Source organism: Paenarthrobacter sp. NPDC057355, assembly GCF_042667405.1.
Lineage (GTDB): Bacteria > Actinomycetota > Actinomycetes > Actinomycetales > Micrococcaceae > Arthrobacter.
Genome location: NZ_JBHVAL010000001.1, coordinates 46,795 through 60,988 on the forward strand (window position 1 = coordinate 46,795; position 14,194 = coordinate 60,988).

The following is a 14,194-nucleotide window of genomic DNA, read 5'->3' on the forward strand; positions in this document are numbered from 1 at the left end:
CCGGATTTCTCCGGGCCGCGCTTTTTGGTGGCTGTGCTTTTTTGGCCGGTTTACACCACCGTCAGCGTGATTACCGAATTTTCCGGAACCTCGACATTGACCGGGCTCTGGTCCCGGACTGTTCCGAAGAATCCGCCCAGGATCTTGTTGGTCTCCACCTTGAAGCCCAGCTTCTTGAGCTCCCTCTCCGCCTCAGCAGCCTGTTTGCCGATGAAGCTTGGGACCTTGACCATCTTTGGCCCCTTCGAGACCGTCAACGTCACAGTCTCGCCCTTGATGAGCGTGCCGTTGGCGGGGACCTGTGAGACCACCGAGCCCTTGGGGACGCTCTTGTCATTGACGGTCTCCGGAGCGATGACCGCCTTCAGCCCGGCATCCTGGATGGCCTTGACGGCCGCGTCCTGTGCGAGGCCCCGCACATCGGGCACCGGTATGGGCTGGGGACCCTTGGAAACCACCAGGGCAACAGGCGTACCGTGGCGGACTTCCTTGCCTTTGGCGGGGTCCTGGGCGATGACGACGCCTGCAGGCACCTTCTCATCGAATGCCTGGGTGACGTTGCCCAAGGCCATTTGGGCTCCATTCAGGGCAGTCTTGGCCTGATCGAGGGTGCCCCCGGTGAGGTCCGGGAGGGGGAACAACTGGGCTCCCTTGGAGACAAAAAGCGTGATGGGCTGGAACTTCCGCACTTCTGCGCCGGATTCCGGTTTGGTGCCCACTGCCAGACCGGCCAGGATGTCGTCGTCGAAAACGTCCTGGGGCTCGGACTGGAAGCCGGCGGTGCGGAGCAGCTGCTGCGCTTCGGCGACCGTCTTGTTCTTGACGTCGGGTACGGTCCCGGGGGCTCCGGGCCCCATGCCGAAGAACCAGCCTGCGCTTGCCGCCAACAGCGCAAGAATAACGATCACTACGGTCCAGATCAGTCCACGACGACGGGGGTTGCCTTCCCTGAGTGGCCGCACGGGAGTTGCCGCCGCCCGGGCCCGGTCCTTGGCCTGCTGCCGTTCGAGCCGCTTCAGATCTCTTTTGCCGGGGGGACGGTTGTCCACGCCGGGGGCGGCGGCCGGCGCCTGGTAGGACGGCCCACCGGCGGCCATGATGGTGGTCGGGTTGCTTTGGTGGGAAATGAACTCCGTGGGTGAAGCGGTGGTCGTGATTGCCTCGGTGGCATTGCTGTCCGGACCCGCCGCAACGACGGCTGCCGTGGGTGCCTGGGAGAGGTTCGTGGTGGCTGGCTGCTGCCGGTGGTCAAGTTGCCCGTCGGTGAGCGTCGTACGGATGTGACGCAGTTCCGTGAGCAAGGCTGAGCCATCAACGGGCCGCTTTTCGGCGTCGACGGCGGTGCACCATTGAACGAGTTCATCCAGATCTTCGGCAAGCCCAGGTACCGCTTCGGAGGGACGGTCAACTGCCGAGTTCACGTGCTGGTAGGCCACCTGGATGGGGGAATCGCCGCTGTACGGTTGCTTGCCTGTCAGCAATTCGTAGAGCATGATCCCGGCCGAATAGATGTCGCTTCGGGCATCCGCCGGTTGTCCGAGGACGAGTTCGGGAGCCAGGTAGGCAACAGTGCCTATCAGCGCGCCGGTGCTGGTGTTGGCCGAGATTGCCCTGGCCAGGCCGAAGTCGCCCACCTTGATCCGGCCGTCGTCTGCGATAAGCACGTTCTCGGGTTTGATGTCGCGGTGTATGAGCCCTGAGGCGTGGGCCGCAGCCAGGCCCTCGATCACAGGATCAATCAACGCCAGGGCAAGCCGGGGCGGGAGCGCTCCTTGCTGGTTAAGGACATCCCGGAGTGTGTGTCCCTTGACGTACTCCATGACGAGGTAGGCGATGTGGCCGTCTTCGCCCTGGTCGAGGACACCTACGATATGAGGGTGGGACAGGCTCGCTGCGGCTTTCGCTTCGCGGCTGAGCCGTTCAAGGAAGGTTTGGTCATTCGCCAAATGCGGGTGCAGGACCTTGAGGGCTACGTCGCGTTCCAGGCGCCTGTCCGTGGCCAGGTAGACGGTGGACATACCGCCCTTCGCGAGGCGGGAATGGACCACGTAGCGCCCGTCCACGGTGGTCCCGATGAGGTGGTCCTGCATAGGTTCTTGCACCCTACGATCCTAATCGAGACTACGGAAGGGGCCCGAATCCCATGGGATGCGGGCCCCTTCCTGAGTGCCGGACAGGCCTAGCCGAATGTACGTTGACGTGCCTTGATGGACGCAACGTAACGCTTGGTGTCTTCGTACATGCCGTACTTGCTCACCGAATACTGTCCTTGGTAGTAGCCCGCAATGGCAGTATCCAGATCCTTGCTTGTGGCCAACAGTGCGCGGATGATGGCAACGCCTGCTGTGGCATTGTCATACGGATCCAGGAGGTTCAGCTTTCGGCCTACCAGATCGGACGCCCATTGGCCGGATGACGGGATGACCTGCATGGTGCCAATGGCGTTGGCCGGGGAAACGGCACGCTGGTCGAATCCGGATTCCTGTTCCGCGAAAGCCAGCGCCAGCGAGGGGCTGACTCCCATCCGTCGTGCCGTATCAGCCACGATGCCCTTCATTTCGGCGCGGCTGGGAACAGGGGAAGCGTTAAGGAGCGCCTTGTTTTCGTTGGCGGAGCTGACTACGGCCGGGGGGTAGGTGAAGCCCAGGAAGGTGCTGGGGACCAGCGGCTTGGTCTCGCCTGCGGGCTGCAGGCTGCTGCCCGGGATGCTCAGTTTCTGGCCCGGGTAGATGACCGTGCTTGCGTTCACGTTGTTGGCCGACATGAGAGCGGACAACGAGACACCCAACCGCGACGCGATGGAGCTGAGGGTGTCGCCGGCCTTGATGGTGTAGGTACCCGTGCTGGCCAGGGGAGCAGGTGCGGGGGCAGGCGCCGGCGCAGGGGCAGCAGGTGTTGACGGCGCAGATCCGCCGCTGACCTTGATCTTTTGGCCCGGGTAGATGATGGAGCTTCCGTTGAGGTTGTTCCAGCTGAAAATGCTCGACAGGGGCACGCCGTGCTTGGCCGCGATGCCGCCGAGGGTATCTCCGGAGACCACCGTGTAGACGGTGGCGGTGTTGGTGGAACCGGCTGCGGGCGGAGCGCTGGGAGCAGGAGCCGCTGGTGCAGTCCCGCTGAGCTTGATGCTCTGCCCGGGGTAGATGAGCGTTGTCGGGGTCAACTTGTTCAGCTGGAGAACGGCGGACGTATCAAGGTTGAATCGTCGGGCGATCGCACTGATGGTGTCACCGCGGACCACCGTGTAGTTGTCCGGTACCACAGGGGCCATGGGACGAAGGGCCGCGGGAAGGGTAGCCGGAACCGCTTGCGCCGGGATGACCGTGCCGGTCGTGGCGGCCTGGGCCTTCATGGCAGCAACCAGGGTGGCGGGAAGTTTTCGGGGTTGGGGTGCGGGCGCGGCGACAGACGGTTGCGCCAGCGCAAGCGAAGACAAAACCACAGCGGGAAGCGCGGCCGTAGTTGCCGCGATAACGGGCATGCTCATGGTTCGTTTCGGCGAACGGGTCGTCGTCATGAAGGAGTCCTCATCTCAAACAGCGGGGTTGATTGTTAACGCTGTTGTCAGTGTTGCCAATGTTACTGATGTTATCAATGGTGCAAGTGTGATCAGTGTGAATCTCTCACACTTATTGACTGGGCACAACAAATCCCGTCAAGGAACATTGCCGCTGATATTTATGGGGGGCGGTTATCAGGGGATATTGGCCAGTTCGGATCGGGCATTCGGCTTCCCGGCTAGGCGAGGGGCGGGGCGGCGTGGCAACCTTGATCCGTGAGTAATGTAGAAAGCCTTGTTTCTGAGTGGTTGCCGCTTCCGGATGTAGCCGAGCTGCTGGAAGTATCCATCACCAAAGTCCACGGACTGTTGGATGAGCGCGCGATCGTGGCCATCAGGCAGGGGGAACGGAATATCCGCTCCATCCCTGCCCTGTTTATTCAAGACGGGCACGTTGTGGACAGCTTGAAGGGCACCATCGCGGTCCTCAGCGACGCCGGCTACAGCGACGAAGAATTGATCATCTGGCTCTTTACTCCCGATGAATCGCTGCGTGGCCGCCCCATTGACGCCCTGCGTGAGGGCCGCAAAACAGAGATCAGGCGCCGCGCCCAATCTTTGGCCTGGTAATTGCGCCCGCGTACCGCCGGAACAACAAAGACATAAAACGACGACGACGACGGCGGTCCCCAACCGTCGTCGTCGTCATCTCCCCGCCTTACTGGCGCCGCCCGGCGAAAGCCGGCTTCCGTGTCAGGCCGCCCGGCTGACTGCCGCTTCGGCAAGCTGGCCCAACGCCAGAAGCGGCACCTCGTCCAAGGGCAAGCGTTCCAGGGCGGCAAAGGCGTCCGCGCTCAGTTGTGCAATCAGGGCCTCGGTGGCCTCCAGGGCGCCGCACTCGACCATGAGGTGACGGATCCGCTCGACGTCGTCATCTCCGAGCTCCGGGTTGCCCAGCATGCGGTCAAGAAAAGCGGCGCCCGTTGGCGGGGCCTGGTTCAGGGCAAAGCCCACAAGCACTGTGCGTTTGCCTTCACGCAGGTCATCGCCTGCAGGCTTTCCGGTGGTTGCAGGGTCCCCGAAGACGCCGAGGACGTCGTCCCGCATCTGGAACGCCTCCCCGAGCGGCAGCGAAAAACTGGAGTAGCCCTCGAGCAGGCCAGCCGGCGCACCGGCAAGAGCGCCGCCCAATGCCAGCGGATGCTCAGCGGAGTACTTGGCCGACTTGTAGCGAATGATGGACCTGGCCCGGTCCACGGAACCGGCATGGTCACGAACTGGTCCCGCCACCTCTTCAAGGATGTCGAGGTATTGACCGGCCATGACCTCTGCCCGCATCAAATTGAAGATCCGGCGGGCCGGGCTGCCTGAGGCAGCGCGGACCCCGATGTCAGTGAACGCCTCTTCGCTGAACGAGAGGCAGAGGTCGCCGGTCAGGATGGCTGCGGCGTCGCCAAAGTGTTCGCTGTCCAGGGCCCAACCATTGGTTTCATGGAGTTGGCTGAACCGCTTATGCACGCTTGGGCCGCCCCGGCGGGTATCGGAGCGGTCGATGATGTCGTCGTGGATCAGGGCTGCTGCCTGGAAGAGTTCCAAAGCGCAGCCGGCAGTCAGGATGTCGGGATCGTCAGCGAGTCCACCGGCGCCCCTCCAGCCCCAGTAGCACATCAGCGCCCTTAGGCGTTTGCCGCCTGTGACAAGCGTGGAAATCGAGCCGATGAGGGGGGCGACATCCGGTGAAACCGTCGCCATGATGTCCCGCTGCCCCGAAAGGAAGCCGTTGAGCTTGGCGGCGACGCCACCGATGAAACGGGCTTGCTCGGAGGCTACGAGGGAGTCAGGCGTCACTTGATGGACCCGGCCGCCACATTGGCGCCGATGGTGAAGGTTGAGACACCCTCCTTCTGCGTGATGGAGACATTCACTGTCTCCCCGTCGCCGCGGACAAAGTCCAAGGACGTGACATTCCCGACCGCCTCGGGTCCAGGGACAAGCTTGAAGCCCTGGGCTTCAAGTGAGGATTTGTAGTAATCCACGACTCCCTGCGGGGGCGCTTTGATCGCCCCGACAAGCGCCACCGTTGCCAGGGAGGCATTCTTGTCGAAGCTGCTGGACCGCACCGAAGTCTTGGGCATGACGGGAATAAGCTGCTCGGGGAATCCGGGAACGAGTGCGTTGACCGTGGCTGTGGCATTCGGGTCCGGCGTGCTGGACTCTGTGAAGGCCGTGGTCTCGGGGGAGGGCGCGCCGCTGGCCGACGACGCACTGCCGGTGGGCGACACGCTGCCGGACGGCGCCGATGTCGACGAGGAAGCGACGGTGGGTGAAGGAGCCGCCGAGCCGCTTGGCGAGGGCGTGCATGCGGAGGCCGCCACTGCGACACTGACTGCGAGCAGGGCAAACCCTCGCGACTGGGGAGTTCCAAAAAGCTTCACAGGGTATCCTTCCTGGGGCTGAGCCGGACATTGCCTCCAGTTTAGTCAGTGCCCGGGCATAGTATTGCCGTTGTGAGGCAGGAAGCACCCGGCGGCGAGTCAAACGCAGGCCAAAGTCCAGCCCGCAGCGCTGGAGACGCCCTGCGGGAATTGAGGCGAACCAGCATATTGCACGTTGACATGGACGCGTTCTTCGTTTCCGTGGAACTCCGGAGCCGGCCGGAGCTGCGCGGCAAGCCCGTAATCGTGGGGTTCCCCGCTGAGCGGTCCGTGGTTCTCTCCGCTTCCTATGAAGCCCGTGCCACCGGGGTCAAGTCCGCCATGCCGATGTCCATTGCGATGAGGCGGTGCCCCGCTGCAGTGGTCATCAATCCCCGGCACACTTTGTACTACGAGGTCTCTGCGCAGCTCATGGAGATCTTCGGCTCCATCACGGACCTGGTGGAGCCACTGAGCGTGGACGAAGCGTTCCTGGATGTCGGCGGAGCCATCCGTCGGCTGGGTGCGCCTTTGGACATTGGCCATCTAATTCGGAGACGGGTCCACTCAGAGCTGGGGATCACGGCTTCGGTGGGGATCGCCGGCAGCAAATTCGTGGCCAAGATTGCCTCCACCCGGTGCAAGCCCGATGGCATCCTGCAGATCGATGCTGACGATACCCTTGCGTACCTGCACAGCCTTCCGGTCAGCGCACTGTGGGGCGTGGGTGGCAAGACCGGTGAGGTTCTGGCACGCATGGGGATCCGAACGGTCGCCGATGTGGCTGCGACTCCTTTGTCCTCCCTGAAGAAGGTCCTTGGGGCAAGCGGCGAGCACGTGCACAGGCTTTCCCTGGGAATCGACCCCCGTCCCGTAACACCCACCAGGCTTGAAAAGAGCATTGGCGCTGAAGAGACTTTTTCTGTTGACACAGCAGATGATGCCTTGCTGAACAGGGAGTTGTTGCGGTTGTCCCACCGCACCGCCACCAGGCTGCGGAGCTCCGGAATGCTGGCCCGGACGGTTGCCTTGAAGCTCCGCTACGCCGATTTCTCCACCGTCTCCCGCAGCCGCACCCTGCACACCCCCGTCGACAGTGCGCAGCTGATTTACCAGGTGGCCGGGCAACTCCTGGAGTCCTTGGGCCCCCGCGCCATGAGTGTCAGGCTGGTGGGTGTGAGGGCTGAGCAATTGGAACCAGCCGGTCAGACATCGATGCAACTAAGCCTGGACCGCCGTGATGACAACTGGCGTGCCGCGGAGCAGGCCCTGGACAGGGTTTCGCAGCGTTTTGGGTCCAGGACACTGCTTCCCGCACGACTCCTGGAGCCGGGCAAGCCTGCCTCTGGTCCTTGATTCCTGTGACCTTGGTCCCGCATGGCCCCGGGCGTCTTTCAGAACGGCCCGGGACAAACTATCCTGTTTATTACAGAGATTTAGATCGTCTGGACAAACTGTTTCCTGAACAGTCGGCCCTGGGATGCCCGCTGAACCAAGAGGGCATTTTGGGAACGAAATTCTTGGTCCGATCGTTGGGGTAAGCAGACGCACAGGACGCGTTGTGTCCAGACGCTGGCTGACTAAAGGAGGTCGCGATGCCCCTCTCGGAGCACGAACAGAAGCTGCTTGAGCAACTTGAAAAGCAACTTCACGAGGACGATCCGAAGTTTGCCAACACCATGGGTTCGGATCCCATCCGCAGCTGGTCAACCCGCCATGTCATCATCGGCGTCCTTGGCGCGATTGCCGGCATTCTTCTCCTGCTTGTTGGCGTTTCGCTGCAGGCGATTCCAGTGGGTGTCCTCGGCTTTGTTGTCATGGGTGCTGGTGTGTACTTCGCTACGTTGCGTGGATCCGCGTTCGGAAAAGCCGGCAAGGGAAAACCTGGGAAGTCCAAGCCCAAGAGCACTTTCATGAGCAGCCTCGAAGAGCGCTGGGACGAACGGCGCCGCGACGACCATTGACGGAGGGGACGGTCCCTGACCAAAGGGCCGCGGGATGCGGTGTGTATTGTCAGCCTCAATCTGGCATGCCTGAGTTTCCCCGTTTCTCCTGAACACCTGACTACTGACCTCCTCCATCAAAGGACCCCGTTTCTGTTAAAGGACCCGTTCAGCGGGTCCTTTTGCTGTTAACGGGCATGCCGCCCGTCCCTCCATTTCCCACCACCTGCTCCACTTTCCTCCCCGATAGGTGGGCGATTGTGTCCCAGGGCCGCGCCCGGAGCGCCTTGCGCACCAAGACCCGACGCCGATCCGGCCGCCGGGCCTCGAAGACCACCATTTCGCTCCACCCCTGCAAATCCGCGCCGATCCGGCCCAGCGGAATGTCAATGTGGTGGAGAAACGCCCATGTCTGCGTTGACTGTGGGGCGTTGTGGAGTAAAGTGGAGCGCATAAGAGGGTAGTGGCAGTGTTAGGTATGTGCGGGCACCTTGACTGAGGGGCGGTGGGGCCAGTGTTTCTGGGCACTCACTCGCCTCGTCTGGATGAAAAGGGCCGGATCATACTTCCCGCCAAGTTCCGGGAGGAGCTGGCAGAGGGCTTGGTTCTCACAAGGGGCCAGGAACGCTGCATCTACGTCTTCAGCCAGAAGGAATTCGAACGTATCCACGAGTCGATGCGGGAGGCGCCATTGTCCTCCAAGCAGGCACGTGACTACATCCGGGTCTTTCTGTCCGGGGCCTCGGATGAAGTACCTGACAAGCAGGGGCGCGTGACGATTCCGCCGGCGCTCCGCGCATATGCAGGCTTGGGGCGGGAACTGGCGGTGATTGGTGCCGGAACCCGGGCCGAAATCTGGGATGCCGAAGCTTGGAATGAGTACCTCAACGAGAAGGAAGCAGCCTTCTCGGAAACGGATGACGATAATCTGCCCGGGTTCATCTAACCGGTCAGAGGAAGCAGTACCGCTTCTTGAATGGGATCTCCAGCCGCCCATCGAACAGTCTTCCTGGCTCAACTTCCCCTGAGCCAGGCCGGCCGGACGATAGGCGCGGATGGGGATCCGATTCAAGAATCACCATGCACGTAACTGAGGAAAGAGGAGGCAGCGTGGAAGAGCAGGACGCGGCAAAGCCCACATCTGAGCGTCACGTGCCCGTCCTGAAAGACCGCTGCATCAACCTGCTCGCTCCCGGGTTCGAAGCTGCAAGGAGTCGTGGAGAGACTCCCGTTGCCATTGATGCGACCCTCGGCATGGGTGGGCACTCCGAAGCGATGCTGCAGCGTTTCCCCGATCTTCACCTGGTCGGCATCGACCGGGATGAGGAAGCGTTGTCGCTGGCCGGCGCCCGTCTGGAGCCCTTTTCCCAGCGCACGGACCTGGTTCACGCCGTGTACGACGAAATCGAGGACGTGCTGGCTGACCTCGGCATCCAGGAAGTCCATGGAATCCTGATGGACCTTGGCGTTTCTTCGTTGCAGCTGGACGAACGCGAACGCGGTTTCGCCTACTCCTACGACGCACCACTGGATATGCGTATGGACACGAGCCGTGGCCAGACCGCCGCCGACGTAGTGAACAACTACAGCGAGGAAGACCTGGTCCGTATCATCCGCAAGTGGGGCGAGGAAAAGTTTGCGGGAAGGATCGCCAACAGGATCGTCAACGCCAGGGTTGAGAAGCCCTTTGCGACAACCGGTGAGCTGGTGGAGCAGATCCGCAAAGTGGTGCCGGCGGCTGCGGCAAAGAGCGGGGGACACCCGGCCAAGCGTACGTTCCAGGCCCTGCGCATCGAGGTCAACGAAGAACTCGATGTCCTGGAGCGCGCAGTTCCGGCTGCGGTCGCCTCCACGGCCGTGGGCGGACGCGTCGTAGTCATGTCCTACCACTCACTGGAGGACAAGATCGTGAAATCCGTATTCCAAAAGGGTTCCAAATCGTCAGCTCCACTGGGCTTCCCCGTGGAGCTCGAAGAGCACAAACCCGAATTGAAGACCATTACCAAAGGCACGGAAGTGCCCACAGCGGCTGAAATCGCAGAGAACCCCCGGGCGGCCTCTGCACGACTGAGGGCCGTCGAACGCATCAAACCGAGGAGAGACGCATGAGCAACGCCACAGCGAGGACTTTGCCCTCCGTGGTGGGCAACACCGCGCGTACCCTCCCGGCGTCCCCTGGCAAAGCTGACGGTACCCGCAGGGCCCGCACGCCGCTCTCATTGGTGCGCAGCGCCCCGGGCCGGCGCAGGACCCCTTTCGTGGTTCTGTGCTTCGTTGCCATGGCCGCGGCTCTCCTGACCGTCCTTGTCCTGAACATCTCTGTGTCCACGGCGCAGTACCAGTTGGTGCAGCTCAAGGCCCAGGCTGCGACCCTCAACAAGGAAAACCAGGACCTGACACAGAAGAAGCAGAACTACGAAGCTCCCCAGAATCTGGCAGCCAAGGCTACAGAATTGGGAATGGTACCTTCCACCGTCAAAGGCCAGATTGACCTGAACACGATGACAGTGACCGGCAAGGCGACTCCCGCAGTCAAGGGCGACAACCCTGGTGCTGTTCTTGCTCCACCCGCCGTGGGAGGCGTTCTTGATGTTGTTCCCTCGGTGACCACCAAGGATCCGTTGGAGAACCTCAAACCGGTTGCTCCCGCAGCGCCCGCAGCGCAGGCAACCCCGCCGGCTGCTCCGGCAGCTACACCGCCGGTGGATCTCCATGGTGGGTCGGTACCGGCCCCCCAGCAGAAGACCCCCGGGCAATAGTCCATCCGTCCACTGAACCAAGGCCAGCAGCAAGGAATAAACGTGGCTCAGAACCCCGGCACATCGAAAAAAACGAAGACGCCGGCGGCACGAAAGCGGCTGCGTGTTGGGCTCGGCATCATGCTGAGCCTGCTGCTGGTGGTGGGTGGCAAGTTGTTCATGGTGCAGGGCCTGGACATGGGCGGGATGGCTGAGGCCGCCCTTGCCAAGCGGCTGACGCCGCAGGTCCTCCCTGCCGAGCGGGGCCAGATCCTGGACGCAAACGGCACAGTCCTGGCAAGCAGCGTCATCAGGTACAACATCGTGGTAGACCAGACCGTCAACACCAACACCGCGACATTCCACCGGTTCAACGAGAAAACCGAAAAGCTCGACGAAATCACCCGGGATCAGGGGATCGCGGATCTTGCCGCCCTTTTGGGCACTGATGTTGCCAAGATGCGGGAGTCCCTGACAGGGGATAAGCGGTACTCCGTGGTAGCCAAGGACATCAAGCCTGAGTTGGAAGACCGCATCACTAAGCTCTACATCCCGGGACTCAGGGCCGAAGGCATCAGCAAGCGCGTATACCCGAACGGCAGCGTCGCCGGCGGGGTAGTTGGTTTCCTGAAGGACGGAACCACGGGCCAGGCCGGTATTGAGCAAACCCAGGACGAGGTTCTCCGCGGCACAGAAGGAAAGCGCGTATTCGAGATCGGCGCCGACGGTCTCCGTATCCCCGTGGCAACGGACGAGCTGACGCCGGCCGTAGATGGCAGTGACGTCAAACTGACCATCAACACGGATATCCAGTACTTCGCGCAACAGGCCATCCAGAGCCAGGTCAACAAGATGAACGCCGAGTGGGGTTCCATCGTCGTGATGGACGCCAAGACCGGCAACCTCATCGCGATGGCCGATACCAATGCCCCGGACCCCAACGACCCCGGCAAGGTCGATGCCAAGGACCGCGGGGTGCGTTCGGTGACCGCCGCCTACGAGCCCGGCTCGGTCCAGAAAATGATCACGGCTGCGGCCGCCATCGAGGAGGGAAAGTCTTTCCCGCTGGACCACTTCACCATCCCGTCGGCCTACACCGTTGACGGCCAGACATTCACGGACGCTTTTGAGCACGGCACTGAAGAACGCACCCTTGCGGGCATCCTTGGGTGGTCCATGAACACAGGCACGGTCATGGTCGGCAGCCGCCTGAGCAAAGAGCAGCGGTATGACTGGCTGAAGAAATTCGGCATCGGAGAACAGACCGACATCGGGCTGCCGGCTGAAGCGAAAGGCATCCTTGCCACGCCCGACCAATGGGATGAACGCCAGCAATACACGGTGCTGTTCGGCCAAGGAGTGTCGCAGTCCACGCTCCAGACAGTGCGGGCCTTCCAGAGCATCGCCAACAACGGTGTGATGCTGCAGCCGCGGTTGATTGACGGCTATATCCATCCCGATGGGCAGGAGGAGAAAGCCCCTGCCAAGGATTCCCGGCAGGTGGTCTCCAAGGACACAGCCCAACAGGTCCGCGACATCCTTGAAAGCGCCGTGACAGAGGGGCAAATCAAGGACGCCGCCATCGACGGCTACCGCGTAGGAGCGAAGACCGGAACCTCACAGGCGCCCAGGGAGGACGGACTGCCGGGCTTCGATGGCTACACGGCCTCCATGGTGGGCATGGCACCTATGGATGACCCGAGGTTCGTCGTCGAAGTCGTCCTGCAGCGCCCCAAGGGAAACATCTATGGAATCACCAATGGGCCGGTATTCCGATCGGTGATGTCGCAGGTCCTGCGGACCTACAACGTGGCTCCTTCCACGGGAACTCCCGCGCGGCTGCCCCAGTTCGTCAAGTAAGCTTTTTGGGCGTCTGTTTCGGGCACCATTCGATCCACAACCAACGGCCCGGGCGCCGCTGGCCCCTGGCCGGCTGTTCCACGAGCACCAACGGAGAACTACGTGTCAGAGCACAACGAGCCAGCTTCCAATACCGCGATGCCGGACGCCGGACGGACAGGCTTCCGTCCTGCATCCGTGGCTGCGGTGCCTTTGGCCGCCATTGCCGGTGCGCTGGGAGTTACCGCTCCTGACGGCAGCCAGGACATTGGAGTCACAGGAATCACCCTCAATTCGCGGGCCGTGGAAGCGGGCGACCTTTACATGGCCCTGCCGGGCGCGACCCGCCATGGCGCCGACTTCGTTCCGCAGGCCATCGACGCCGGTGCCGTCGCCGTAGTGACGGACGACGCCGGTGCGCGCCAGCTCGCGCTGGCAGCCGAGCAACCCGTCCCTGTCCTTATCATCGAGGAGCCGCGGGCCGCCGTCGGGCCTTTGGCCGCGCTGATCTACCGCAGCCAACCGGAGGACGCGGCCTACCCGCCCCTGTTCGGTGTCACCGGAACCAACGGCAAGACCACCACCACTTACTTCATCAACTCGCTGCTGCGCACGTTGGGCAGGCGTCCCGGGCTGATCGGGACCATCGAGATCGTGGCCGGGGGCGAGCCCATTCCGAGCCTGCTGACCACGCCTGAGTCCACGGATGTCCACGCGCTGCTGTCGTTGATGCGTGAGCGGGGGTTGGACGCTGCCTCGATGGAGGTGTCATCACATGCGATCTCATACCGCCGGGTGGATGCGGTCATGTTCGAAGTTGCCGGATTCACCAACCTCACCCAGGACCACCTGGACCTCCACGGCAGCATGGAGGAGTATTTCAATACCAAAGCCCAGCTCTTCACTGCCGGCCGTGCACGCCGGGCTGTTGTCACTGTGGACGACGAGTGGGGCCGCAGGCTTGCCGGACAGGCCGACATTCCGGTGACTACCCTTTCGGCAGCCAACGCCGCGACTGACGCTGACTGGCACGTGTCTTCGGTCAACCCGCGCGGTCTCGGATCGGAATTCGAACTCAAACACAGGGACGGCCGGACCTTGCGCGTCCACACGGGTTTGCCGGGAGACTTCAACGTCGCGAATGCCGCGTTGGCCACCGTCATGGTCCTGGCGTGCGGCGTGGACGAAGCACTGATCCAGGAAGCCCTGGATTCCCAAGATCCCTTCACGGTCGCGGTTCCCGGCCGCATGCAGCTGGTTTCCACTGAGCCCGCTTCCGTTGTTGATTTTGCCCACAATCCAGACGCCCTGGCCCGGGCGTTGACGGCCGTCCGCTCGCCTGAGGAAGGTTCCCGGGTCATCGTGGTCTTCGGTGCGACAGGCCAACGTGACCAAGGCAAGAGACCCACGATGGGTGCCATTGCAGCCCGCCTTGCGGACGTAGTCATCATCAGTGACGACGACCCCCACGACGAAGATGCTGCGGCAATCCGCGCGGAAGTCCTGGCGGGCGCCTATGCGGCACGAGAAGAAGAAAACCTGGCCTGCGAAATCATCGAGTCCTACCCCCGCGACGCGGCTATCCGTCTCGCAGTGGATGCAGCGACGGCCAAGGACACCATTCTCGTTGCAGGACGTGGCCATGAGGTCTGGCAGGAAGTGAAAGGCGTGAACCTCGCCCTCGATGACAGGGTAGAGCTGAGGACCGCCTTGACATCCAAGGGATTCAGCGTTTCATCGGACCAGCGGATAGAGTCCTAA

At 62.5% G+C, this 14,194-nt stretch carries 12 protein-coding genes; 8 read left to right on the plus strand and 4 right to left on the minus strand.

Translation table 11 applies throughout. The features are described from left to right. Positions 1-50 precede the first annotated feature (50 nt). A complete protein-coding gene (gene pknB, locus ACFUOZ_RS00230; protein ID WP_377544938.1) occupies positions 51-2,090 on the minus strand; it encodes a Stk1 family PASTA domain-containing Ser/Thr kinase in 2,040 nt (679 codons plus the stop codon). Positions 2,091-2,179: 89 nt separating this feature from the next. Next, positions 2,180-3,517: a LysM peptidoglycan-binding domain-containing protein gene (locus tag ACFUOZ_RS00235; RefSeq protein WP_377543475.1), complete on the minus strand. Its 1,338-nt coding sequence runs from the start codon at positions 3,515-3,517 to the stop codon at positions 2,180-2,182. A gap of 258 nt (positions 3,518-3,775) precedes the next feature. Between ACFUOZ_RS00235 and ACFUOZ_RS00240 the strand changes: the two genes are divergently transcribed. Next, on the plus strand, positions 3,776-4,129 hold the full coding sequence (locus ACFUOZ_RS00240; RefSeq protein ID WP_377543477.1) for an Rv2175c family DNA-binding protein: 354 nt from the start codon (positions 3,776-3,778) through the stop codon (positions 4,127-4,129). A 123-nt stretch (positions 4,130-4,252) separates the two neighbouring features. Here the strand turns inward: ACFUOZ_RS00240 and ACFUOZ_RS00245 are convergent, their stop codons facing one another. Further along, complete coding sequence (locus ACFUOZ_RS00245; protein ID WP_377543480.1) at positions 4,253-5,347, minus strand: polyprenyl synthetase family protein; 1,095 nt, start codon at positions 5,345-5,347, stop codon at positions 4,253-4,255. Continuing rightward, positions 5,344-5,934: a hypothetical protein gene (locus ACFUOZ_RS00250; RefSeq protein WP_377543482.1), complete on the minus strand. Its 591-nt coding sequence runs from the start codon at positions 5,932-5,934 to the stop codon at positions 5,344-5,346. Before ACFUOZ_RS00250 ends, ACFUOZ_RS00245 begins: the two co-directional genes overlap by 4 nt. Before the next feature lie 72 nt (positions 5,935-6,006). Here ACFUOZ_RS00250 and dinB point away from each other — a divergent pair, with 72 nt between their 5' ends. The 7 genes from dinB to ACFUOZ_RS00285 all read left to right on the plus strand — a co-directional run bounded on the left by dinB (position 6,007) and on the right by ACFUOZ_RS00285 (position 14,194). Further along, entirely contained in the window at positions 6,007-7,269 is a 1,263-nt protein-coding gene (gene dinB, locus ACFUOZ_RS00255) for a DNA polymerase IV (protein ID WP_377543484.1), read from the plus strand. Between the two features lie 239 nt (positions 7,270-7,508). Next, positions 7,509-7,877: a DUF3040 domain-containing protein gene (locus ACFUOZ_RS00260; RefSeq protein WP_377543486.1), complete on the plus strand. Its 369-nt coding sequence runs from the start codon at positions 7,509-7,511 to the stop codon at positions 7,875-7,877. 493 nt (positions 7,878-8,370) lie between these two features. Then, positions 8,371-8,802, plus strand: coding sequence for a division/cell wall cluster transcriptional repressor MraZ (gene mraZ, locus ACFUOZ_RS00265; protein WP_026542500.1), 432 nt, complete (start codon positions 8,371-8,373; stop codon positions 8,800-8,802). Between the two features lie 134 nt (positions 8,803-8,936). Further along, positions 8,937-9,965, plus strand: a complete 1,029-nt coding sequence (gene rsmH, locus ACFUOZ_RS00270) for a 16S rRNA (cytosine(1402)-N(4))-methyltransferase RsmH (protein WP_377543490.1) — start codon at positions 8,937-8,939, stop codon at positions 9,963-9,965. After that, positions 9,962-10,615 carry a hypothetical protein gene (locus tag ACFUOZ_RS00275; RefSeq protein ID WP_377543492.1) on the plus strand — a complete coding sequence of 218 codons (654 nt, stop codon included), beginning with the start codon at positions 9,962-9,964 and terminating at the stop codon, positions 10,613-10,615. Before rsmH ends, ACFUOZ_RS00275 begins: the two co-directional genes overlap by 4 nt. A 42-nt stretch (positions 10,616-10,657) precedes the next feature. Next, positions 10,658-12,454 (plus strand): peptidoglycan D,D-transpeptidase FtsI family protein, encoded by a 1,797-nt coding sequence (locus ACFUOZ_RS00280; RefSeq protein WP_377543495.1) that lies wholly within the window; start codon positions 10,658-10,660, stop codon positions 12,452-12,454. A 102-nt stretch (positions 12,455-12,556) separates the two neighbouring features. After that, positions 12,557-14,194, plus strand: a complete 1,638-nt coding sequence (locus tag ACFUOZ_RS00285; RefSeq protein ID WP_377543498.1) for a UDP-N-acetylmuramoyl-L-alanyl-D-glutamate--2,6-diaminopimelate ligase — start codon at positions 12,557-12,559, stop codon at positions 14,192-14,194.

What these genes read in the sequence shown, in the direction of transcription:
- pknB (WP_377544938.1), bottom strand. Translation starts at nt 2,090, where the DNA reads ATGCAGGACCACCTCATCGGGACCACCGTGGACGGGCGCTACGTGGTC.
- ACFUOZ_RS00235 (WP_377543475.1), bottom strand. Translation starts at nt 3,517, where the DNA reads ATGACGACGACCCGTTCGCCGAAACGAACCATGAGCATGCCCGTTATC.
- ACFUOZ_RS00260 (WP_377543486.1), top strand. Translation starts at nt 7,509, where the DNA reads ATGCCCCTCTCGGAGCACGAACAGAAGCTGCTTGAGCAACTTGAAAAG.
- rsmH (WP_377543490.1), top strand. Translation starts at nt 8,937, where the DNA reads ATGCACGTAACTGAGGAAAGAGGAGGCAGCGTGGAAGAGCAGGACGCG.
- ACFUOZ_RS00275 (WP_377543492.1), top strand. Translation starts at nt 9,962, where the DNA reads ATGAGCAACGCCACAGCGAGGACTTTGCCCTCCGTGGTGGGCAACACC.